This window comes from Paenibacillus sp. PvP094 (assembly GCF_040546835.1).
GTDB lineage: Bacteria > Bacillota > Bacilli > Paenibacillales > Paenibacillaceae > Paenibacillus > Paenibacillus illinoisensis.
The window spans coordinates 5,166,709-5,188,666 of the sequence record NZ_JBEPOM010000001.1; the positions used below are offsets into that span (position 1 = coordinate 5,166,709).

Annotated in this window: 20 protein-coding genes; 12 read left to right on the top strand and 8 right to left on the bottom strand. The window is 43.0% G+C overall.

The window, feature by feature from the left end:
- Nucleotides 1-3 precede the first annotated feature (3 nt).
- The 3 genes from ABIC22_RS23560 to ABIC22_RS23570 all read left to right on the top strand — a co-directional run bounded on the left by ABIC22_RS23560 (nt 4) and on the right by ABIC22_RS23570 (nt 4,393).
- Nucleotides 4-1,545 carry a response regulator gene (locus tag ABIC22_RS23560; protein WP_354484230.1) on the top strand — a complete coding sequence of 514 codons (1,542 nt, stop codon included), beginning with the start codon at nt 4-6 and terminating at the stop codon, nt 1,543-1,545.
- Between the two features lie 153 nt (nt 1,546-1,698).
- A complete protein-coding gene (locus ABIC22_RS23565) occupies nt 1,699-3,747 on the top strand; it encodes a glycoside hydrolase family 16 protein (protein WP_246058129.1) in 2,049 nt (682 codons plus the stop codon).
- 202 nt (nt 3,748-3,949) lie between these two features.
- Nucleotides 3,950-4,393 carry an ASCH domain-containing protein gene (locus ABIC22_RS23570; protein WP_127537147.1) on the top strand — a complete coding sequence of 148 codons (444 nt, stop codon included), beginning with the start codon at nt 3,950-3,952 and terminating at the stop codon, nt 4,391-4,393.
- A gap of 635 nt (nt 4,394-5,028) precedes the next feature.
- Here ABIC22_RS23570 and ABIC22_RS23575 read toward each other — a convergent pair.
- A complete protein-coding gene (locus ABIC22_RS23575) occupies nt 5,029-5,727 on the bottom strand; it encodes a DUF4386 domain-containing protein (RefSeq protein ID WP_354484232.1) in 699 nt (232 codons plus the stop codon).
- A 79-nt stretch (nt 5,728-5,806) separates the two neighbouring features.
- Here ABIC22_RS23575 and ABIC22_RS23580 point away from each other — a divergent pair, with 79 nt between their 5' ends.
- The 3 genes from ABIC22_RS23580 to ABIC22_RS23590 all read left to right on the top strand — a co-directional run bounded on the left by ABIC22_RS23580 (nt 5,807) and on the right by ABIC22_RS23590 (nt 9,056).
- Nucleotides 5,807-6,676, top strand: a complete 870-nt coding sequence (locus tag ABIC22_RS23580; RefSeq protein WP_354484234.1) for an AraC family transcriptional regulator — start codon at nt 5,807-5,809, stop codon at nt 6,674-6,676.
- A 431-nt stretch (nt 6,677-7,107) separates the two neighbouring features.
- Entirely contained in the window at nt 7,108-7,701 is a 594-nt protein-coding gene (locus ABIC22_RS23585) for a TetR/AcrR family transcriptional regulator (protein ID WP_127537150.1), read from the top strand.
- Nucleotides 7,702-8,126: 425 nt separating this feature from the next.
- The gene (locus ABIC22_RS23590; protein ID WP_354484236.1) at nt 8,127-9,056 is read left to right on the top strand and encodes a TauD/TfdA dioxygenase family protein; all 930 of its coding nucleotides are present in this window, start codon (nt 8,127-8,129) and stop codon (nt 9,054-9,056) included.
- Nucleotides 9,057-9,274: 218 nt separating this feature from the next.
- Here the strand turns inward: ABIC22_RS23590 and ABIC22_RS23595 are convergent, their stop codons facing one another.
- Nucleotides 9,275-9,568 carry a TetR-like C-terminal domain-containing protein gene (locus ABIC22_RS23595; protein WP_354486075.1) on the bottom strand — a complete coding sequence of 98 codons (294 nt, stop codon included), beginning with the start codon at nt 9,566-9,568 and terminating at the stop codon, nt 9,275-9,277.
- Between the two features lie 136 nt (nt 9,569-9,704).
- Between ABIC22_RS23595 and ABIC22_RS23600 the strand changes: the two genes are divergently transcribed.
- Nucleotides 9,705-9,968 (top strand): aldo/keto reductase, encoded by a 264-nt coding sequence (locus ABIC22_RS23600; protein WP_354484238.1) that lies wholly within the window; start codon nt 9,705-9,707, stop codon nt 9,966-9,968.
- A 540-nt stretch (nt 9,969-10,508) separates the two neighbouring features.
- Here the strand turns inward: ABIC22_RS23600 and ABIC22_RS23605 are convergent.
- Nucleotides 10,509-11,573, bottom strand: coding sequence for a GntR family transcriptional regulator (locus ABIC22_RS23605; protein ID WP_354484240.1), 1,065 nt, complete (start codon nt 11,571-11,573; stop codon nt 10,509-10,511).
- A 263-nt stretch (nt 11,574-11,836) separates the two neighbouring features.
- Between ABIC22_RS23605 and ABIC22_RS23610 the strand changes: the two genes are divergently transcribed.
- The 4 genes from ABIC22_RS23610 (at nt 11,837) to ABIC22_RS23625 (ending at nt 16,017) form a co-directional block, all read left to right on the top strand.
- Nucleotides 11,837-13,174 (top strand): ABC transporter substrate-binding protein, encoded by a 1,338-nt coding sequence (locus tag ABIC22_RS23610; protein ID WP_127537154.1) that lies wholly within the window; start codon nt 11,837-11,839, stop codon nt 13,172-13,174.
- 84 nt (nt 13,175-13,258) lie between these two features.
- Nucleotides 13,259-14,155, top strand: coding sequence for a carbohydrate ABC transporter permease (locus tag ABIC22_RS23615; RefSeq protein ID WP_127537155.1), 897 nt, complete (start codon nt 13,259-13,261; stop codon nt 14,153-14,155).
- A 31-nt stretch (nt 14,156-14,186) separates the two neighbouring features.
- Nucleotides 14,187-15,005, top strand: coding sequence for a carbohydrate ABC transporter permease (locus ABIC22_RS23620; RefSeq protein WP_419720031.1), 819 nt, complete (start codon nt 14,187-14,189; stop codon nt 15,003-15,005).
- Between the two features lie 28 nt (nt 15,006-15,033).
- Nucleotides 15,034-16,017 (top strand): glycoside hydrolase family 43 protein, encoded by a 984-nt coding sequence (locus ABIC22_RS23625; protein ID WP_354484245.1) that lies wholly within the window; start codon nt 15,034-15,036, stop codon nt 16,015-16,017.
- Between the two features lie 316 nt (nt 16,018-16,333).
- Here the strand turns inward: ABIC22_RS23625 and ABIC22_RS23630 are convergent, their stop codons facing one another.
- From ABIC22_RS23630 to ABIC22_RS23650, 5 genes are all read right to left on the bottom strand, one after another.
- A complete protein-coding gene (locus ABIC22_RS23630) occupies nt 16,334-16,804 on the bottom strand; it encodes a DinB family protein (protein WP_354484247.1) in 471 nt (156 codons plus the stop codon).
- Between the two features lie 100 nt (nt 16,805-16,904).
- Complete coding sequence (locus ABIC22_RS23635) at nt 16,905-17,486, bottom strand: TetR/AcrR family transcriptional regulator (protein ID WP_354484249.1); 582 nt, start codon at nt 17,484-17,486, stop codon at nt 16,905-16,907.
- Nucleotides 17,483-17,944, bottom strand: a complete 462-nt coding sequence (locus ABIC22_RS23640; protein ID WP_091029774.1) for a nuclear transport factor 2 family protein — start codon at nt 17,942-17,944, stop codon at nt 17,483-17,485. Before ABIC22_RS23640 ends, ABIC22_RS23635 begins: the two co-directional genes overlap by 4 nt.
- A 440-nt stretch (nt 17,945-18,384) precedes the next feature.
- A complete protein-coding gene (locus ABIC22_RS23645; protein WP_127537161.1) occupies nt 18,385-19,764 on the bottom strand; it encodes a sugar phosphate nucleotidyltransferase in 1,380 nt (459 codons plus the stop codon).
- 10 nt (nt 19,765-19,774) lie between these two features.
- On the bottom strand, nt 19,775-20,590 hold the full coding sequence (locus ABIC22_RS23650) for a DUF6492 family protein (RefSeq protein ID WP_127537162.1): 816 nt from the start codon (nt 20,588-20,590) through the stop codon (nt 19,775-19,777).
- Between the two features lie 197 nt (nt 20,591-20,787).
- On the opposite strand from ABIC22_RS23650, the gene ABIC22_RS23655 reads away from it, so the two are divergent.
- Nucleotides 20,788-21,549: a YheC/YheD family protein gene (locus ABIC22_RS23655; protein WP_354484252.1), complete on the top strand. Its 762-nt coding sequence runs from the start codon at nt 20,788-20,790 to the stop codon at nt 21,547-21,549.
- Nucleotides 21,550-21,958: the final 409 nt, after the last annotated feature.

Below are 21,958 nucleotides of genomic sequence, written 5' to 3' on the forward strand. Positions count from 1 at the left end.
AGCATGATGAATATCCTGATTGTGGACGATCAAAAACACATTCGTGACGGCCTGCAGGCCATGCTGCATCAATTTCCTCTGGAGCTGAACAACATATACTGTGCCGCGAGCGGTATGGAGGCGCTGACCCTATTGCGGCAGCACTGCTTTCACATCGTTATTACTGATATCAGGATGCCGGATATGGATGGGTTGGCACTTATGGCTCAAACCAAAGAGGAATCCATGGATGTGGAATACCTTATTATCAGCGGTTATAGTGATTTTACATATGCCCAAAAAGCGATCGGGCTTGGGGCAAAGGGCTACTTGCTAAAACCTTTGAAACGAGAGGATCTGCAAAATTCCCTGGAGCAGGTATGGAAAGAGATCCAGATACGGCAGGCACTTACGCACAATATGCAGCATGTATCCCGTCTAGCCCAAGAGACAGATCGTAAAGAATTAAGAATGTTTATGCAAGGTGCGTTAAGTGATGATGCATGGATTCTTCAGATTGAGGAACAAAATGATGCGTTATGGCGTTATTATCGCCTAGCGCTGCTGCGGGAGGAAGCTTGCATAAACCAGCCCGGAGCCAGCAGCTCCCATAGCATGGAAGCCATTGCTTATCGTGTGTTTGGCAGAGAAGGTTGTATATGCCTGCAGCATCGCCCATACCTGATCCTTGCGGTGGATGCGTCCATCGATCCAAGTGTTTTGCCTGAAGCGCTCAAGGAAGCAAAGATCACTGCCATAACGGCCATGACTAACCCGATTCAGGGGTTAAAAGAACTACCACACAGCTATACCCAAGTGCTTGAGCTCTATCGCCACAGTTACTTGTTTCCTGATCAGTACAGTATCCTCCCAGCACAAATTGAGCATATGGAGCAGCAGTGGCAGCTTCCTTATGAAGACTTATATGAACTCTTCCAATCAGTTGGAACAGATAACAGCGGAATAATTACTCAGGGTATTTCTGCAATATTTCACAAAAAGGTGCTGCAACGCTATCCTATTCGCTATACCCAACACCTCTGCGCCGCCACCGTTCAGATGATGGAGGAATACGAACGAGTTATCCGCCCTTACTTGGGGGAAGAAAAGCTGGACCTTGAATCATTGAGTAATCTCTTTGATTATCAAGGGATGCGTGATTATATACAAGCACTGCAACAGCAGCTGCTTCGGCTGAATCAGTTCTATTATGACTATAAGTGCAGCTATCGCCATTCGCAGGATCTGAATGAAGCCATTCGTTTTATACACGAGAGTTACCATAAACCGCTGGATCTTGCGATGGTATCCAATCATGTATCGCTTAATTATGCTTATTTTTCAAATCTGTTTAAGAAGAATATGGGTAAGGGTTTTGCTGAATACCTACGAGATGTGCGTCTGGATAAAGCGCGGCGGCTTCTCGCCGAAACCGATCATAAAATTGTTGAGGTGGCTGCTATGGTTGGATATGAAAGCTACAAAAGCTTTACACGGGCGTTCCGACATGTGATGCAGATCCAACCCACAGAGTACCGACAGATGATGCGGCAGAAGGCAGATTGAATCAAAAGCCAAAAAAATGGGATACCACAAAAACAATTGTACCTTTTCAGCAAAATAACCTATTCGATAGAATAAGGATATCCCCCATGTAAGCGATTACTTAAGTGCGCATGAATTGGGAGAAGCTATTATTTCATTAAAAGGAGGGCAATGATGAAACCATCTTACTTTACGGAGAAACGGTTTATGAAAAAGCTACTTGGTATGTTCCTTGTAGTTGTAATGCTGGCTAGTGTTGGCATACTCCCAGCTTCAAAGGTTCAGGCAGCGGGAACTACCGTAACCTCAATGGAGTACTTCTCACCAGCAGACGGGCCTGTTATTTCAAAATCAGGGGTTGGCAAAGCCAGCTATGGATTTGTTATGCCTAAGTTCAATGGAGGCTCCGCGACATGGAATGATGTTTACAATGATGTAGGCGTTAATGTAAAAGTGGGCAGCAACTGGGTTGATATCGACCAGGCAGGCGGTTATATCTATAACCAAAACTGGGGGCACTGGAGCGATGGCGGCTTCAATGGCTATTGGTTCACCCTCTCCGCAACAACCGAGATTCAACTGTACTCCAAAGCGAATGGTGTTAAGCTGGAGTATCAACTTGTATTCCAAAACATCAACAAAACAACCATCACAGCGATGAGTCCGACACAAGGTCCACAAATCACAGCAAGTTTCACAGGCGGTGCAGGCTTTACATATCCAACGTTCAACAATAATCCTGCGGTCACTTATGAAGCTGTTGCGGATGATTTGAAGGTGTATGTCAAACCTGTTAACAGCAGCACCTGGATTGATATTGATAATAACGCAGCCAGCGGCTGGATCTACGATCACAATTTTGGCCAATTCACTGATGGCGGCGGTGGGTACTGGTTTAATGTAACGGAGTCGATCAATGTCAAATTGGAATCAAAGACTTCCTCGGCTAATCTTGTTTATACCATTACGTTTAATGAACCTACACGAAATTCATATGTGATTACGCCATATGAAGGAACAACCTTCACCGCAGATGCAAATGGTTCCATTGGGGTTCCGCTTCCGAAAATTGATGGGGGGGCGCCAATCGCCAAGGAACTGGGCAATTTTGTATACCAAATTAACATCAATGGGCAATGGGTTGATTTGAGTAACTCCAGCCAGAGCAAATTTGCATACTCCAGTAATGGGTACAACAATATGTCCGATGCCAACCAGTGGGGATACTGGGCCGATTACGTCTATGGCCTTTGGTTCCAGCCGATCCAAGAGAATATGCAGATTCGTATCGGCTATCCACTGAACGGACAGGCGGGCGGAAATATAGGCAACAACTTCGTCAACTATACCTTTATCGGCAATCCCAATGCTCCGCGTCCGGATGTATCTGATCAAGAGGATATCTCCATTGGAACGCCAACCGACCCGGCAATCGCAGGCATGAACCTCATCTGGCAGGATGAGTTTAACGGAACTACGCTGGATACAAGCAAATGGAACTATGAAACAGGCTATTATCTCAATAACGATCCCGCTACATGGGGATGGGGTAACGCAGAGCTGCAGCACTACACGAACAGCACCCAAAATGTCTATGTACAGGACGGAAAGCTGAATATCAAAGCCATGAACGATAGCAAATCTTTCCCGCAGGATCCGAATCGGTTTGCACAGTATTCTTCTGGCAAGATTAACACCAAGGATAAATTGTCCTTGAAGTACGGCAGAGTCGATTTTCGTGCCAAGCTTCCTACAGGTGACGGTGTATGGCCAGCACTGTGGATGCTTCCACAAGACTCGGTATACGGCACTTGGGCTGCATCAGGTGAAATTGATGTTATGGAAGCGAGAGGCCGTCTGCCTGGATCAGTAAGCGGTACCATACACTTTGGGGGACAATGGCCCGGCAACCAATATTCGGGCGGCGATTATCACTTCCCGGAAGGGCAAACTTTTGCCAATGATTATCATGTATACTCGGTAGTCTGGGAAGAGGACAATATCAAATGGTATGTAGACGGCAAGTTTTACTATAAAGTCACTAACGAGCAGTGGTATTCTGCAGCTGCACCGAATAATCCGAATGCACCTTTCGATGAGCCGTTTTACCTCATTATGAACTTGGCAATCGGCGGAAACTTTGACGGCGGCCGTACTCCGAACGCCTCCGATATCCCGGCGACGATGCAAGTGGATTATGTACGCGTGTATAAGGAACAGTAATAAAACAGCTGTTTGCACAATGAACAAGCCGTTGATCTGAATAATGAGGATCAACGGTTTTTTTTGTTGTTCATTTGAATTGATGTTATTTAAGCAGGTAGGATCTCTGTTTATATCTAGAGTCGCATCATGCGGGTATGGAAAGTCTCGAGGATGTTTGGGGAATAGTAATTCATTATGAACAGGAATGGAGCGTAGAGGAATGAAAGTATTATCTATGATTCAACCATGGGCGACCCTGCTTGTCCGAGGCGAAACTCTCTATGAAACAAGATCCTGGAAGACCCGGTATCGCGGTCCGTTGGCCATTCATGCAAGCCGGAAAGTCGATAAGCAGGCCTGCAAATATGAACCCGTACGTTCTTTACTCGCTAAGAATGGCTATACGGAACAAAACCTCCCTACGGGGGTTATCCTTGCAACTTGCGAGCTTTCAAATTGTTATCAAGTCATCGACACTAATCCTTCGTCAGCCATTCTGGATTGCGGAAAGGTTGTGACGGGTGAGGACTTACTGTTAGGCGATTACAGTCCAGGTTATTTTGCCTGGGAAATAGCGGGTTTCCGTCTGCTCAAGCCCTATATTCCTGCGAAGGGAAAACTGGGACTATGGGAATATCCGATAGACGAAGAGTTGATGATATGACCTATGTAATCCAACATGAATTTCCGATCTGGACAATTATAAGTAAGGAAAGTTTTGAATCAGGGAGGATTTTTTGGGGCTATGTTGCGAACAATCTAAAAGAGCCTGTTCCATTCTTAGAAGTTTCATACAGATTAAGGGCTTGAGAGTGGGGGGGGACGCCTACACGATGGATTTATCAACTATTTCTCTGAACAAAATCCCGATACATATGTCATTCGCATTTGGGTTGAAGTTATGATTCCCTAGGTGGGAGCTTCTTACATGTCTGAAACACAGTTCTACAAATTAACGGATAGCTTGGATAATACCAAGAAAGCAGCTAATCACTTTGATCGGCTGCTTTTGTTCAAGTTAACGGGCAGGATCGACATCATATTATAATTCCTTATCTTAGCAACCTGCCTCCATTTCGGAACGTCGATAACTGATGATAAGGGGGATTATAATGAAAAATATGATATTTAAATACCGAACATCTATGAATACAAAAATGTTCTTATTCTTTATTGGCATCATGAAACCGTAGACAATTCGAAGAATGCGAAATTTAACAAACAAATTGAAATGGCAATTCAAAAGTTTTAAGTGTCGTAAAGGTGAGGTGGAGAAGTTAAATATTGAGGATTAAATCCCTAGTTCGCTTCTAGTTTCTTGAGGTTTTTCTTGTCAAATCCCTTTGCAATTAACCATACAGACAAACTCAACTCATATACGCCAACGGGAAGAGCAATCACTCCTTTTAGTGCAGAAAGAGGTTCTATAATACCGAACATTTCTAAAAGACCCGCTATAAATACAAGTATAGCAGTCACAATACCAGATAGCGCTAACGTTCTTGGAACCAACCTTGTTCTAAAAAGTAAATAGCTATACAGTGCAGTATTAATACCGAGCATAAAATTAGGACCTAACATCGATGTCCATCGATGAAATGCTTGCAGCAAGTGACCGAGCTCTTTAAGATTTTCTATACTCGCTAAGCTGTTTCCTTCATAATATATACTAAGCTGCACTAAACCTAGTATACTTACCACACCAATGGCAATAAGTACAGCTTCCATGAATCGAAAGCATAGATATCCTAACGCGAGTTGTTCATTCCAACGACGAAGATAAGGGAACAGCATAACCGATGTACCAACTGCAGTTAGAACGAGTATGAGATCGTTAAGTACTCCGAGCAAGACCTTTGTTTTAAAACCATTTGCCACGGACAAATACCATTGTTCAGATAATACCGGCTCATAAGAGATAACAGCGATAACTGAAGTGACTGCAGCAACAATATAAAAAATCCCGATTATAATTCCATTCCTTCTGTCTTGCGTCATTTTACCTTACCTCCTTAAATTAATTACTGTCTAGGTATATAATTGCAGAGTTACCCTGAAAAATGGATTGGAGGTTATTATGGACCATTACGCAGTCATAGAGAGCGCTCTACTCCATATTGAGAACAATTTAGATCAGCCCTTATCTTTAGATTCTGTAGCGGATACAGCCAACATGTCGAAATATTACTTTCACAGACTGTTTTCTGCCATAACAGGTTCTTCCTTAAACAATTACATACTTTCCAGAAGATTGAACGCTTCACTACAATTCATACAATCTGATCAATTATCCCTTACAGATATTTCGTACCTACTTAACTTTGGAGCCCAATCATCATTTACTCGTGCTTTTAAACGCCAATATGGCATAACCCCGAGCGCTCTAAGAGTACAAAATATGAAAATCCCTCTAACACCAATGCCTTCAGTGGTCAAAAGACCCGTAAAGAACATCAATGGTGATATTGTCACTGACTTCACCCTAACAGACTTTGAATCCATACGAGTTACCGGAATAGCTTTTGAAGTTGATCTGGCTGAAGATGATTATAAGACTAAGATTCGCTCTCATTCTGACAAATTATTGAAGTCAATTGATGAAACAGTAAGTGGCCCATGTTATATCATCTATTCAAATTGCCTACCTAATTCAACCCGCTTTAGAGTCTTGTTTGGAATCCCATATGACATTCAGATCAATAAAGATTCTTATTTTACTATTGACGTACCACATCTCTTCTGTGCCAAATTCAAGTATTTCGGTGATCTCCTTGAAATAGGAGATATCCTTAAAACTGATTATGCAAGATTTTTGAAAATTTCTAGACAGGAAACCGAGGATTCACATATTGAGCTCATTCAAACTTTTGATGATATACACAATTTTCAATCTGCCTTCCACATTTATGCACCTATCAAAAAACTGCCGATTGATTCAGCATACTAATTACCATAATTTACTTCATGCCCTCCGTTCTTTTTGAATTATTATGAATGATCTCAAGATAACACAGAGGTTAAAAATGCACTTTTCAAATCTTGCTGTAACTAAAAAGGGCCTATTCGGATGTATAATTGCCGCTGCTATGCTTTTTCTTCACTTGTAATAACCCGAGCGGGAAACCACAGCTAACTTCAAGAGCCAAACAGACCATGGCGTGCTGGTAGGTCCTGAATGACGTCGTTTGTGATATATTTATAACGGAGATACCTTTTAGCAGTTTGAAAGTATCGATGGACAGGCAGAATGCGTTAATCTCAATGACTTCCATGAGAGGTCACTTACGATGTTTCGCCCGTTAAAGACGGAAAATGCGAAGGAAACAGGAATGAGCGTATGAGACCTCTTGAAAGGATCATGGCAAAGGAGCAGATATTATGGCCAGGAACGTCATCAAAGACCAGCAGCAGAGGGAACTGCGCCGCAATCAGATTTTGTCGGCAGCGGCTTCCGTATTTTCCGTGCGAGGCGTAGCCGTAGCGAAAATATCCGATATTGCGACCGAAGCGGGGTTAAGCTACGGTCATGTTTATAATTTTTTTGATTCCAAGGAGAAGATCCTATTGGCACTTGTACAGTCCTCACAGGAGAGGTATACCGAGCTGCTGCTCGAAGCGCGCGGCGGCAGCGGAACAGCATTGGACAAACTTAGATGGCTCATTGAACAATACCTACAGAAGGGCAGTACGTCCACGAATTTCTGGATCGTGCTGCAGGCGCAGGCGACCGAAGTGTTAAATCCGGAGGAGAAAGCGGAGATCAATCAGAAAGCACAGGCTAACCGTGACCTGCTCGCTGACATTATACGTGACGGGCAGACAGAGGGTACAATCGTGGAAGGGGATGCGGTTGAACTGGCCACGTTGCTGCTGTCGCTGTTTCAAAGCACATCAATATGGGGTTACCGCGGCTTCGGCGAGCCTTCCGGTAATGCCGTCGATATTATGCTGAGGCTTGTTGTAAAAAAGTAAACCAAGCGGATTGGAATAATCAAAAAAGTGGTTGACAGCAAAAAAATCAGCTGGTATTATCACAGTTATAAAATGACAAATTGATCATTCTGTCAATTTGTCGAACGAAGTGAATGAAGAATCGACTGGATGACCGGAGATTCGATTTCCTAACCTTTTACCTGATCACAGGGGAGGATAGGAAATCGAATCTTTCTTTTATTCTCTAAATCCGATTAAATATATAGGCAAAGTTCCATTGAGAAAAAGGGAGCATATGAAAAGAAACAAGTTTCGGGGTTTCACGCTGACAGACTTATCAGTTATAGCGCTGGTAACGGTGGTGGCTCATTAAGAATAAGATTAGCTTCCAGGATCATGTCGAGATGAGTTTTCTTGAGAAGCTGTCCCAATAAATCACTTTATCTAAAAAGGAGCGATTAACCATGACTCAATTAACCGTAGACACATCCCGTCAAATTGATCTTTTAGCGAAACGCACGATACAAGGAGGCCCGCGTTTCCTGCAGCGTTTGGCTGACGGCCTGGAAGACCGTCCTTATACGTTATTCACGCTCAAGCCGCTTGGTCCTGTTATTGGCGCCGAGATTGAAGGCGTTGACTTAAGAGAGCAGGTGTCGCCAGAGGTTAAGGCTGAACTACACCGTGCATTGCTGGAATGGAAGGTTCTTTTCTTCCGCAACCAGGACATTACAAGCCAGCAGCAGCTGGATTTTGCGAGACAATGGGGAGAACTTGAGAATCATCCGTTCCTGCCAAAGGGTGCGGCAGCGGAGATTACCCGTTTCGAGAAAGATGCGAATATGAAGGGGCAGGAGAACAACTGGCATGCGGATGTCACCTGGCGTCTTGAGCCTTCCATGGGTGCCGTTCTTCGATTGTCTGAGGTGCCGCCGCAAGGTGGGGATACGCTGTGGGCGGATATGGGCGCTGCTTATGACAACCTTCCGGATGAGGTGAAGGAGCGCATTGACGGGCTGAAGGCCATTCACGATTTCACGCCAACCTTCGGACGGTCAATGCCACCTGAGCTGCTGGCACAGAAGCAGGCGGAATTCCCTGCCGCCGAGCATCCGGTTGTTCGCACGCATCCGGAGACGGGGCGGAAAACTCTGTTTGTTAATCGAGTATTTACGACGCGAATTGTTGGCCTGGCTGAGGAGGAAGGAGAGGAACTGCTCCAGTACCTGTTCCGTCAGGCGGAAATTCCGGAATACCAAGTGCGCTTCCATTGGGAGAAAAATTCAATTGCGCTGTGGGATAACCGTTCGACCCAGCATTACGCTTCTTCCGATTATTATCCAAACCGTCGCGTAGCGGAACGGATTTCCATTATTGGCGACCGTCCTTATTAATTATATACTTCGGCCAGGCTTGGTTATCATAGCGTTCTAAGAACAGTGGAAGCACGTGCATAGAGCAACATGGATTCAGCATTCCGTTATTTTTACTTTAAAACACGACGAAGGCTCGGAACAGAAACGTCAGTTTCTCGATGGCGGCAAATGGTTATGGCACCAGTTCAAAAATTGAGCTGGTGCTCTTCAAATTTAAAATTGCTCAATAATCCTCATTAAACAAGACAAGGAGATTTGCGGATAAATGCGGTTAGTATCCTTGCTATATCTTCTGGTGGGAATTCACGATTTGTCATAAACCAGTGCTGAATAATTCCAAACTGTGCATTTCCTAAATAAGCAATTGCATAGTCAGAAAACATATAGGCTGGATCTTTGGTTGAATTTTCAAACATTCGTGTGCCCACCAAATATTGGAGTCGCTCTCTTAATTCAGTTGGAGCTCCCGAACAAATTAGTGTTTTAAAGAAGTTAGCATGAACATGCAAGTACTGAAAGGCTTTCGTGATTGGGGGTAAGCTTCATTATCGTACTCGTGGCATTAACTCTTGAATATTGATGGGTTAATGCCAAATTATAATAGGTTCTACAGCTTTAATCATCATGTGTTTATTATTTTAAGCTGACTACATTTAGGAGGGTACCATGGAATATCGATATCTTGGGAAGTCAGGTACAAAAGTTAGTGCGTTTGCATTAGGCGGATCAAGTTTTGGAACTAGAGCAAGCGAAGATGAGAGCATAAAAATCATTGATGAAGCTTTAGACTTCGGAATCAATTTGATTGATACATCTAATATCTACGGAAAAGGGGAATCAAAGCGTATTATCGGTAAAGCTGTCGCGGGACAAGAGCCTTGTTCCATTCAAAGTCGCTTATATAGCGGCTTTTTTGATTTAAGGAACTAAGTTCTTGTCCCTTGCTGAGGACAAGAACATTGTACCATTGTCGAAAAGGACAGTGCGCAGGTTTCGGGCCATGGTAACGCTGAAAAGGTACATAGGCTATCGCGTTTTGAGTGGTGCATCCTCGTCACATCCCACGGAGGGAAGAGGGCTTCGTGAATGGAGGAGACTCTCCGAGGCTGGGAAAGAAAAGTGTCAGGAGTGTCGCTGCTGGAAGCGAACGTGCTTTTGACGGCACTTTCGCTTCTTTCGCTATTCTTGGTCTATGATGTTTGCCAGCGCCGTTGGAAGAAAGGGACATTGAGTTCCTTCAGTGTTCGAAAGTTGTCATCGACCTGAATGAGGATTGCCGTCGAAAGTGCTTTTGCACGGTGAAGTACGTCCAATCTTATTGGGTTTTGATGATTCTCACTTATATCCCCTCGAATGAAAAGACCTGCAATAACCTTAAGACAACAGATGGTCGTGTTGTTGTGGCGAGAAACTGGAGCGAACTGACATCCTTCCCGCAACAGCTCCGCCATGGCTACAACTTTTGTCATGTCAAGGGAAGATGAGTTGCACGGGAATGACGGCATTCTTAGGAGAATAAATATCTTCCATTTGTTCACGTAACAGCTTTACGGCTGTTCGTGCCATTTCCTGTTCATCCTGCTGCACATAAGCTACGCCTGAAAGATGTGGATTATCGAAAGATAGTAAATCGATATTGGAGTGATCGTTCAGACGACTGATAGCGGCCGATGTAAGGCGTGCGGTTTCTTCAGTCAGGGAGAAGGCTGCCGAAATTCCACTGTGGTCCTGTAAGAAGTCGCTTACATAGTCCAATGCTTGATCGCTGCGTAGAATGTCGAGAGGGATGTGACACCACAAGCTCTTGTCAATCGAGATGCCTTGATCTGTGTACGCCTGCTCGAAGCCAAGCGTGCGATCCTCGATGGCTGTATTGGCATTTTCAGGTGAGATGAGCGCAATCTGTTGATGACTCTTGGATAGCAAATGGGAGACAGCCTTGTACGCACCGCCGTAATTGTCGGATGTAATGGTGTACGTCTCAATGTTGCGCAGATAGCGGTCGATGAACACGCACGGGAATTTATCGAGCGACAGACGCAGTAATGATTCGTTGTACTTCTCATCTTCTGTCGGAAAAACGATCAGCCCCTTCACACCGAGCTCCGTTAGTGTACGAATGACGTTTGTTTCGATAGTGGAGGACTCGCGCGTGATGCTTAGTATCATGCTGAGGCCGGCTTCTTGCAGGAATTGTTCCGTGTAGTCAACGAGCTTCTGAATGACACGGGTCCTCATCGTCGGAATGATGAAGCCGATGAGCGGCATGGAGGACGCGCTCCTTGGGGATGGCGGAGAATTGATACTGGAAATAACAAGACTAGAAGAGACGAATGAGCCTTTGCCTTGTACGCGTTTAATTAATCCTTCGTCAGCTAGTAGGGTTAGGGCGTTCCTGACGGTTATTTTACTTACTCTGAATTCGTCCATTAGTTCTTGCTCAGAAGGAATGCGGTCCGTTGGCCGAAGCTGCCCTGATTTAATTTTCTGAAGAATATCTTCTCGAATTTGTTTGTAGAGCGCCAGCTTTTTCAAAAAGTTGCATCTCCCCATAAACTTTATGATTTTATAATCAATTGGTTATATAAAGCATATTTCATCTATATTATAATACGGCATGTAAAGCGCTTACAATATGGAATCTGAGAATTTGTTGCGAAGGGGTCTTATCTTTGAACGGTTAGATTTTATGTTAAGGATGGTGGTGCCAAGGTAGATTGAACCCGCTTAAATTAACAGAACTAACTAGTCAGCCGACTTTTCAAATGCATAACCAAAAAAGAGAGGATGACGAAAAAATGAAAAAACGCAGTACGTTAATCTCCTTCGTTACAGTCCTTATTATGTCACTTGTTTTTACAGCATGTGGTACTCCTTCTGATTCAAAAACGGAAACACAGCAATTAGGCGCTAATGCTGGTGAGAATGCAACAGAATTGTCATTTTGGACATTCGTAGATTTGCACGGCAAGCATTTAGATAAAATGCTGGGGTTATGGAACCAACAGAACCCAGACAAACAGATTAAGTTGAATGTAACGGTTATGCCTTACGATGATATGCACAACAAGCTCTTATTGGCAGTTACAAGCGGAAAAGGTGCTCCTGATATCGCGGATATCGAGCTTGGTCAATTCCCTAAATTCTTGGAAGGTGACAACGTTCCACTGGAATCTTTGAATGATGTATTTGCACCATACAAAGACGTTGTTGTTCCTTCACGTGTCGAGATTTACTCCAAAGCCGACCAGGTTTATGGCTTTGATTATCACGTAGGTGCTACGCTTGCTTTCTACAACACTGAAATTCTCGAACAAGCAGGTGTTGACTACAAGACAATCAAAACTTGGGAAGATTACAAACAAGCAGGCATCAAGGTTTATGAAAAGACTGGCAAGTACTTAGGTACTGCTGATACATCAGCTACGTGGCAAGCATCGCTGCTGCTAGCTCAGCAAAACGCAGATTTTACAGATGAAAATGGTAATCCAAAAGTGAACTCGCCTGAAATGATTAAAGCGTATGAAATGTTAGTCGATCTGCAGAAGAACAATGTTATTCATACGATCCCAGGCGGACAACCCGACACAGAAGAAGCAAAAGGCGAATACAACAAAGGCAACTACGCGAGCGCATTGATGCCTGAGTGGTACATGTCCCGCTTTGTAAACGAAATGAAGGACCTTAAAGGGAAATATGCAATTGCTCCATTGCCTGTATTTGAAGAAGGTAATCCTCGTTCCGTTGGCTTAGGCGGTACTGGCACAGTTGTTACTAAGAATGGTAAAGACGTTCAGTTGGCCAAAGAATTTGTAGCCTTTGCTAAGCTTTCGAAAGAAGCTACGACTGAAATCTGGAATACACTTGGTTTTGACCCAATCAACATGGAAGTATGGAAAGATGATGCAGTAACGAAAAACCCTGATAATGAATACGTCCAATACTTCAAAACAAATGCATTTGATACTTTGAATGAAATCAAGGACGAAATTAGAGCAATCAAGTCCGTAAAAGCTTCACCGACCATCGGCAATATATTCAATACGGTTACCTTGAATGCTATCTTTGAAGATGGCCAAGACGTGAAGGAAGCGCTGGATGAAGCACAAGAAGCAATTGAACAAGAATTGAAATAAATTCAATAAGTAAATGATTTGATTAAACCTGTCGGCAGGTATAGTAGTCGGCAGGTTTAACCATAGTCAAGGGAGATTGAGAATATGATAAAGAAATTTGTATACTCTCAAAAGGTTGCACCTTATGTTTTTGTATTGCCATTTATACTCATATTTTTGTTATTCTGGTTCTATCCGCTTGTAAATTCATTCGTAATGAGCTTTCAAGATAAGATGTTGGGACAGGATCCTAAATGGGTTGGTGAAGCGAATTATTCGAAATTACTTACAGATAAAGTGTTTTTGACGGCTATTAAAAATAGCGTTGTGTACATGTTAGGAACCTTAGTGCTGTTAATTCCCTTTCCCATGTTATTCGCCGTTATGATCAACAGTAAGTTAATGCTGGGAAGAGAGTTTTTTAAATCTTCGTTCTTTCTCCCTGCATTGACATCTGTCGCAGTTGCGGGTACCATTTTCCGCCTTACATTCGGTGAAATGGAAGGTTCATTAATGAACAGTTTCCTAGGTCTATTTGGTGTAGAGCCTATTAAATTCCTGAAAGACGGAGAATGGAGTATGGCAGCACTGTTAATCCTCGCATGTTGGAGATGGACAGGTGTTAATATGCTTTACTATCTATCCGGTTTGAAAAGCATTGACAATGAATATTATGAGGCTGCTTCAATTGACGGGGCATCGGCTTGGCAGAAGTTTAGAACGATCACAATGCCATTATTGAAGCCGACCACGGTATATGTTACGACAATTAGTGTTTATGCAGGTTTAGCTATGTTTACCGAGAGCCTGATGATGTTTAACGGTAACAATTCACCGAAAAATATTGGCTTAACCATTGTTGGATTTCTGTATAGACAAGGGATTGAGAAGAATAAGCTGGGTTACGCAGCTGCAGTTGGTATCATTCTGTTAGTCATTGCTATGGTTATCAATTTAACGCAGTTGAAATTAAGTGGAATGTTCAAAAAGGAGGAGGATTAAAGTGGGCAAAAGTCAGACGAGGGATGATTTTATTTCCAGAATAGTTATTATTTGTTTGTTCATTATACTATTCGTTATCATTATGATTCCATTCTATGCAGTGGCCCTATCTTCCTTTAAACCAGGTGAATCATTAATTCGATATGGTCTTAACCTAAGTTTGGATTTTAGTATTATGAGTTTTGACAATTTCATCTATCTGTTTACTGGAGAACATGATTATTTTGTTTGGTTTTGGAACAGTATGACTTTAACCATCGTTCAAGTGGTTTTAACACTTTTTGTAAGCGCATTTGTTGGATATGGTTTCGCAGCATATGATTTTAAAGGGAAGAACTTCCTCTTTATATGTGTTTTGCTCATTATGATGGTGCCTTTCGAAATACTGCTGGTTCCTTTGTACAGCCTAATTAATGATTTGGGAATGGTGAATAGCTATTCGGCAATTATTCTGCCAGGTGTGGCCAATGCCGCGACAATATTTTTCTTCAGGCAATATCTAAGAAGCATACCCAAAGAGATTATTCAATCTGGGCGGGTTGATGGCGCAAACGAGTATGCAATTTATTTCAGGCTCATTATGCCGATTATGAAGCCATCCTTTGCAGCAATGGCCATTCTTAATGGTATGAATAGCTGGAATAATCTGTTGTGGCCATTCATGGTATTAGGAGATCAGAGTAAATATACACTTCCAATCGGTTTGAAAACGTTGTTAACTCCTTATGGCAATAACTATGACCTATTGATCGTGGGCTCCTTCTTCTCCATCATTCCAATTTTCATACTGTTTATTGCTTTCCAGAAATATTTTATAGACGGTATGACTGCAGGTGCTGTTAAAGGGTAGCAAATATTATGATGAAGCAGGTGATAAGATGAAAATGCAACAAAGAGCATTGCACGACATTCAACCATTAATTGAGCAGAGAGCAGATCCTTTTATGTACCGACATTCGGACGGTTATTATTACTTCGTAGCATCCGTTCCGGAGTATGATCGGATTGAAATCCGTAGAGCTGAGAACCTTGAGGGCCTTGTGACATCAACTCCTGTGGTGATCTGGAGAAAACGCGAGACGGGTATCCTTAGTGCCAACATTTGGGCGCCTGAACTGCATTTTATTGATGACAAATGGTACGTGTATTTCGCTGCCGCACACACGACGGATACGAATGAAGGCTTGTTCGACCATCGGATGTATGTGCTAGAGAATGACAATGCCAATCCGCTCGAAGGCAGTTGGACGGAAAGAGGACAGGTTCGTACCGCGTGGGAAAGCTTCGCCCTCGATGGCACTACCTTTGAGCATAATGGCAGCCGTTATTACGTATGGGCACAAAAGGATCCGAATATCGAAGGTAACTCTAATCTGTATATATCTAAAATGAGCAATCCGTGGACGCTGACTGGGCCGCAAACGATGATTTCGATGCCGGAATATGACTGGGAGATCATTGGTTATAAAGTGAACGAAGGCGCAGCATTTCTTCGCAAGGGTAATCGGGTATTCCTTTCTTATTCGGCTAGCGCCACTGATTTCAATTATTGCATGGGCCTGCTTGAAGCCGATGCGGATGCTGATTTGCTCGATGCCACCTCATGGCGCAAGTCGCAAGCAGCGGTTTTCTCGACAGATGAGAGTATCTCGATGTATGGTCCTGGTCATAATTCCTTCACGGTGTCAGAGGCCGACGAAAAGACGCTATTTGTGTTTCACGCAAGAACCTACAAGAACATTATAGGAGATCCGCTGTACGATCCGAATCGCCATACATTTGTGACGGAGCTTTTGTGGACGGCTGACGGCAGACCCGATTTCCGCGGTTCGGTCGCAGCACTTGCACGTTCTGTACAGTGAACGAGTGTCCCAACAAGGTTGGTTGATGGATTTGAGTTCGTTTATCCAACTTGCCAAAGAGAGACAGTAAGAACATCGAAGGCACCCATTTGGGTGCCTTTAATTTCGCTCTACAGATAAGCCCAAGGAATCAGCGTTGGCGACCCTGTTGCATTTGCCGATGTAGGCGGCTTCTGTTTTACTGCAAGGCTCGAATGCCCACTATTTAACAAAAGATAGTTATGCGGTTAAGGAGAGTACTGTAATTCTAGTTATCTAGGGACAAGATTTTGTACCGATTGCCAGAATGGTCGATTTAACAAATTCTTTATTAATCCTAACTTTCATTTATGCTCTTGATATTTTTAATTGTTGCAAAGTGCATTGCTTCATGGTAAATTAGAAAACCCAGTAATTCTTCTACATTTGTAAAGATAAGTCCTGTAGAAGACTTGTAATGAGGATTGATTTCTTCTTTTAATTTGCTTGAAAGTATCGATTCAACCCTTTCAATTTGTTCAGTTAACAAGGCGATTATTTGAGACATCGTTGGAGGCTCTATATTCCAGTCAGACGGTTGCGTTCCTGGATCAAACAACTTGCTAAAATTAGCAGGATAATTGGTTTCTTCCCCCGTAAGTTGGAAAGCGAACTTCTCATGTATAACATACATGTGGCCTAGATTCCATTTTATATTGTTTTTCAAACCTGGTGGAATGGTTTCCGAGGCGGAGTCATTTATATTCCTCACATATTCAACTGCTTGACGGCGAACAAATCCCAATTGATCTGCCACAAAATTGCTCATGATTTTGCCCCCCATACAGTCTCTATTGAAATCCTTAAGAAAAAATCACTTGTTTTTTGGTGAAGAAATTCCGCTAGTTTTACTAAAAAACACTTTTGCGTCAGTGACCAGAGTTGCTTTTAGAAACATAACTTGAGACTCGTTGTGATAGATTTGCCAACGCACGTTCAAAATAGGATTCATCATGAAGTGCTCTACTTAGAATTAATGCCCCTTGGATACTAGCAATTGTTTCCTCTGAAATTTGGTCAGCCGTCTCTTTAGAGATACCTGTTTGAACTAGTGCCGCGCTTAAGGCTTCAATCCATCGTATAAAATATTGCTGAATTACAGCAGCGAATCGATCTCTTGTTTCGTCCAATGCGAATGCACCAATAAGACATATACGCTGACCAGATTGAAAATAAGTATCGACCTCTTGCCACATATGATCAATGGCTGCCCGGGGTTCATTCTTTTCGAGCGGTTCAAAAATGTTTCTAATAAACCATTGATCAATATGAGCAAGAATTTCAGCAGCCATCTCATCTTTTCCACCCGGAAAGAAATAATATAAGCTTCCTTTAGATAGACGCGTCCGGGCTGTAATTTTACTCAAAGATGCCCCCTCATAACCTAATTCACGAAATACCTCAGTAATAAGAGGGATGACATCAGATTTTTCAAAAACGGTACGAGTCATAGGTTTAACTCACTTAGGCTTGGGTGTTCAGCAGGGCGCGTGCCCAGAGGCCAATGAAATTTTCGTTCCTCTTCCTTAATCGGCATGTCATTAATCGAAGCAAATCTACGCTTCATCAAGCCGTCGTCAGCGAATTCCCAATTCTCGTTTCCATACGATCTGAACCAATTGCCACTATCATCATGCCATTCATATGCGAATCGAACGGCAATACGGTTATCCGTAAATGACCAAAGCTCCTTGATCAGGCGGTAGTCCAGTTCTTTGGCCCATTTTCTAGTTAGTAAAGAGACAATTTCTTGGCGACCTGTTATAAATTCGCTCCGATTTCTCCAATAACAATCCTCAGTATACACAAGTGAGACGCGCTGAGGGTCTCGGCTATTCCAGCTGTCTTCGGCCATACGAGTTTTTTGGATTGCTGTCTCACGAGTGAATGGGGGAGTTAAATTATTCATTAAGTTTTCCTCACTTTCTATACCGTTTGTGTCAGTATAAACCGATCGGTTTATAAATGCAAGTTTACATCCCAAATTCAATACCAATTTCGAATCAGATAGGTTTAGCTGATAAGAAGCATAAATTATTACCTTTGTCGAAACCATGCATTACATTCTATTAGTATTCTTGGCTGATAGACCAGCATCGGATTAACGACTTCAAACAATTAATGATGATCTTCGAGAAAACGAGTAACAGGAAGATGGTAATGTCCTGTTGATTCCAAAATGATCATAGGTTGTTGATCCGTTTGCTCCTCAATAAGCTTTAAGAACGTATGGAAAGCTTTATGGTCCTTCACGAGTGCGAAGGACCATAAAGCTCTTTCCGTAAGGCTTACCTTTGTCTAGAAAGCATAAGGAGTCGTCATATGGGCGGCTTTTTTCTTCATCTTGCATTAATCCGGTGATTTATAAGATCCTGCGCGATCAATCATTACCTTCCAATCCTCTGCTTCATAAGGCATGCTGTCCTCATTCTCCGGTACGCCAAGCTGGACCTCAAGAATTACCATCCTGGTTTCGGCCAGAATAGAAAAGAGGCTATTCAAGGTAATTGCAAACTGATTGCCTGTGGTCACCTGCCTGATCTGCCCGTTAATAAGCACCTGCCCACTGCCTGAAATGACAGTCCATGCTCGGCACCCTAATCGATGCTGGCGTAATCCGATATGTTTGCCAGGCAAAAGCGTCATATTTAATGTGGTTACGGTTGTATTTTCGTCTTCTACCGATCTCTCCATGACGCGATAGCTGCCCCAAGTTGCCTCGACGTACATCGGTTGCAGTGGAATACTGCCCAATTGCTCTTTAATTTCATTTGAATCTTTTTTGTTGGCTATGAGAATTCCGTCCGGACTTGCGACAGTGATAATACCTGGGACTCCGATGACGTGGATCGGGTAGGGGAGCTCGTTAACGATGTAGGAATCCGGGGAGGATTCGGATATTTTGCCATGTCCCAATACATTGGAATCCAACTGATCACAAAGAGCATCCCAGCTCCCGATATCCTGCCATACACCCTCATATGGCAGTACAACAGCCCGTTGCGATTGTTCAGCAACTTGTTTGTCAAAACTGCGTTCAGGCAACTGTTCATACAGGGCTAACAATTGATCGTAATGAACCGGAAGGCCATTTTTTTCAATATGGGACAACATAAACGCAAGAGAGAAGGCATACACCCCGCAGTTCCACAATGCGCCATGCTGTAGCAGGGTTTCAGCGACATCCAATTCAGGTTTCTCTATGAATTGTGTAACCGGTGCATAACCATTAGGTTCTTTTTTTCCTGGCAGGATGTATCCATATTGTTCTGAAGCGTATGTGGGCCTTGTCCCAATTAAAATGATATCGGCATGAGTCTGTTTCAATATATCCGGAAGTAATTTGAAGCTCCTGAAAAAGTCCTCATCTGCGAACACATCCGCTGGGGCGATACAAATCATATCGTCAGGTTCAGCCGCTCCGGAGGATTTCAGATACAAGGTCGCCAAGGCAGCTGCGGTAAAAGTCCCTCGCTTAAAAGGTTCTCCAATGACGGGTATCTTGCCTTTGGTATGACGGGCTGTAATGTCGGTCTGGTCCTGATGTGAAATGATGAGCGTTTGGTCCAGTAGGCCTGAGCTGTCAAGCTGGCGGCATACTCTGCTGATCATGGATTCTCTTCCGCCTGCAGGTGACGGAAGTATATCCACGAACAGCTTGGAGCGAAGCTCATTGGACAGCGGCCAAAGCCTTTTGCCTGCGCCGCCACATAGCAGTACGATATGCATTGGCTTCCTCCTAAGCTCGGGGAGTTTTGCTATAGATTTTACGTTTGTGAAAGGAAAGAGATCGGTATTTAAGCGCAAAATTGCGAATTTGTTGTTCTTTTAACGAAGAAGCGTTCATGTTCAGACTTTTATTCATGGAACTCTTTAGGGTCATGCTGGCCGGGTTGTTCGAATACATAAAATTGGCATAGGTTTCATACTCAGAGAACCCAAACTGCTTCTTCTTATTGATATTCGAGATAATCGCTTTGTACCATGGCAGCTGATGGATCGTTTCGATTTTCTTTTTCAAAGCAGCGAGTTTCGATTTTTCGAACAGCATATAATGGGTGACAAAAGAGCGTGGGCGCGGCGCTTTCATTTTTAACAGCTTGCGGTAGGTGTTGAAATATTCTGGCTGACTCCAGTCGCGACAGTAAAATACCGTCTTATTTTCAACAATAAATGAATGAGGTTTAATGAGCACCGTATCCGCATCCATCACCAGAAAGTGCTTCGCTCTCACAATGTGATCCCCGTTCATTTTAAGCAGTTGTTGATATAACCAGCCTGAGCGGTCCCAGCGGGATGATTGATAGTGTATATCGTTTTTGGTGATAGGCAGGACTGACCGCTCGTTAACAAAAATGCAGTTTTTGCGGGAACAAAGGTTTCTGATTTTGTTGCTGGTCGGGGAAACAATATAAATCTGTCCAATCGGGTGCCGCACATAACGGCGAATGCTATCGATAACCTGAGGAAGGGTGCTCAAATCTTTTTCAATCGCAGGTATAAGAACATCGATCATAGGCCCACGATTTAACTGTTTTCCATGCTGAACTGGCATCTTCTCAACTCCCTGGACAAATGGTTACATCTTGTTCATGATATGTGTGCAAAATTGGTTTGGTCAGGGCATGTGCGAATATACCATTTTTACGAACAAGGGCATTTGTTTAGGGTAGTTTTATCGGTATTACATATACTGCATGATCTTGATGAAACATCAGGGTTGGATTCATTTGTTGAAGGGAGAAGTGTTATATGGGGGTTGATAAATTGAAGCCGTTAAGAAGCAAATGGTTGAAAACAAAAGTGATCCTCAATAATGGTTCTATCAAACCATTTATACCTGATACGCAGCGATTTAACAAAGCCAGCCTGTGGTCCATGATCAGCAGATACGGTATGGTTTATATTAAACCCGAGATTGGCACTTACGGAATGGGTGTCATAAAGGCGGAGATGCTGAGTCATCAGAATTTCACCTATCAGATTGAACAAAAACGACTGTCGTTTGATAACTTTGACTCGTTCCATGCAAGTCTTGTACGTCTGGTGCATAAAAGAAGCTATCTCATTCAGAGAGGAATCGATCTGCTTAAGCACAACAAGAGGCGTTTTGATATCAGAGTCATGATACAGTTAAGTCCCGACAGTCAGTGGGAGGCAACGGGAATCATCGGCCGACTCGGTCATCCGAAAAAAATCGTGACCAATTATCACAGCGGTGGTAAACCAATGGATGTTCACAGACTGCTGGAATCTCATGCATCCCTGAAACGCAGAAATGAACTCATCCAGGAGATGAATGAGCTTGGATTACGAATTGCACGCCACATGAAGAAAAAATACCCGTACCTTAAGCAAATCGGCGTTGATATTGGACTGGACCGGAGTTTGAAACCCTGGATTATTGAGGTGAACGTCAAACCGGACCCTTATATTTTCAACCAATTAAAGGACAAGACAATGTATCGAAGGGTGATAAAATATTTCCGCCATGCTGCTAAAAAAACAAAATAACGTTTCTCTTTTAATCATATCGATATCTATCTCGAAAATTACTCATAGTAGAAATCCAGAAATGGCAGCATGAAACTAAGCCCAGCTTTAGTGGTTTTTAAAAACGGTGCTTCTTAGGATGTATGAGAAATTAGAACATTAAGAGTGCTTAACACCCTTCCTCACCAGCCGTAAGAATAGATTAATCGCCGCATCAAAATTTTCATTACGCTGTGGTGCCCCGAGAGGGGCATGGACGGCTAACGGGCAGGATAGTTTGAAAATAGAAGATCTGTCTTGAAATGTGTAAGTTGTTTAATGGATATAATTTAGAAAAATTCATTGTCTGTTAATAAGATGTACATATGGGAGTACTATTTAAGATGAACAATCTTTTAGAAGATATAATTAACAGGCTAAAGATAAGCTT

What these genes read in the sequence shown, in the direction of transcription:
- ABIC22_RS23560 (WP_354484230.1), top strand. Translation starts at nt 4, where the DNA reads ATGATGAATATCCTGATTGTGGACGATCAAAAACACATTCGTGACGGC.
- ABIC22_RS23565 (WP_246058129.1), top strand. Translation starts at nt 1,699, where the DNA reads ATGAAACCATCTTACTTTACGGAGAAACGGTTTATGAAAAAGCTACTT.
- ABIC22_RS23570 (WP_127537147.1), top strand. Translation starts at nt 3,950, where the DNA reads ATGAAAGTATTATCTATGATTCAACCATGGGCGACCCTGCTTGTCCGA.
- ABIC22_RS23575 (WP_354484232.1), bottom strand. Translation starts at nt 5,727, where the DNA reads ATGACGCAAGACAGAAGGAATGGAATTATAATCGGGATTTTTTATATT.
- ABIC22_RS23580 (WP_354484234.1), top strand. Translation starts at nt 5,807, where the DNA reads ATGGACCATTACGCAGTCATAGAGAGCGCTCTACTCCATATTGAGAAC.
- ABIC22_RS23585 (WP_127537150.1), top strand. Translation starts at nt 7,108, where the DNA reads ATGGCCAGGAACGTCATCAAAGACCAGCAGCAGAGGGAACTGCGCCGC.
- ABIC22_RS23590 (WP_354484236.1), top strand. Translation starts at nt 8,127, where the DNA reads ATGACTCAATTAACCGTAGACACATCCCGTCAAATTGATCTTTTAGCG.
- ABIC22_RS23600 (WP_354484238.1), top strand. Translation starts at nt 9,705, where the DNA reads ATGGAATATCGATATCTTGGGAAGTCAGGTACAAAAGTTAGTGCGTTT.
- ABIC22_RS23610 (WP_127537154.1), top strand. Translation starts at nt 11,837, where the DNA reads ATGAAAAAACGCAGTACGTTAATCTCCTTCGTTACAGTCCTTATTATG.
- ABIC22_RS23615 (WP_127537155.1), top strand. Translation starts at nt 13,259, where the DNA reads ATGATAAAGAAATTTGTATACTCTCAAAAGGTTGCACCTTATGTTTTT.
- ABIC22_RS23625 (WP_354484245.1), top strand. Translation starts at nt 15,034, where the DNA reads ATGAAAATGCAACAAAGAGCATTGCACGACATTCAACCATTAATTGAG.
- ABIC22_RS23630 (WP_354484247.1), bottom strand. Translation starts at nt 16,804, where the DNA reads ATGAGCAATTTTGTGGCAGATCAATTGGGATTTGTTCGCCGTCAAGCA.
- ABIC22_RS23635 (WP_354484249.1), bottom strand. Translation starts at nt 17,486, where the DNA reads ATGACTCGTACCGTTTTTGAAAAATCTGATGTCATCCCTCTTATTACT.
- ABIC22_RS23640 (WP_091029774.1), bottom strand. Translation starts at nt 17,944, where the DNA reads ATGAATAATTTAACTCCCCCATTCACTCGTGAGACAGCAATCCAAAAA.
- ABIC22_RS23645 (WP_127537161.1), bottom strand. Translation starts at nt 19,764, where the DNA reads ATGCATATCGTACTGCTATGTGGCGGCGCAGGCAAAAGGCTTTGGCCG.
- ABIC22_RS23650 (WP_127537162.1), bottom strand. Translation starts at nt 20,590, where the DNA reads ATGCCAGTTCAGCATGGAAAACAGTTAAATCGTGGGCCTATGATCGAT.
- ABIC22_RS23655 (WP_354484252.1), top strand. Translation starts at nt 20,788, where the DNA reads ATGGGGGTTGATAAATTGAAGCCGTTAAGAAGCAAATGGTTGAAAACA.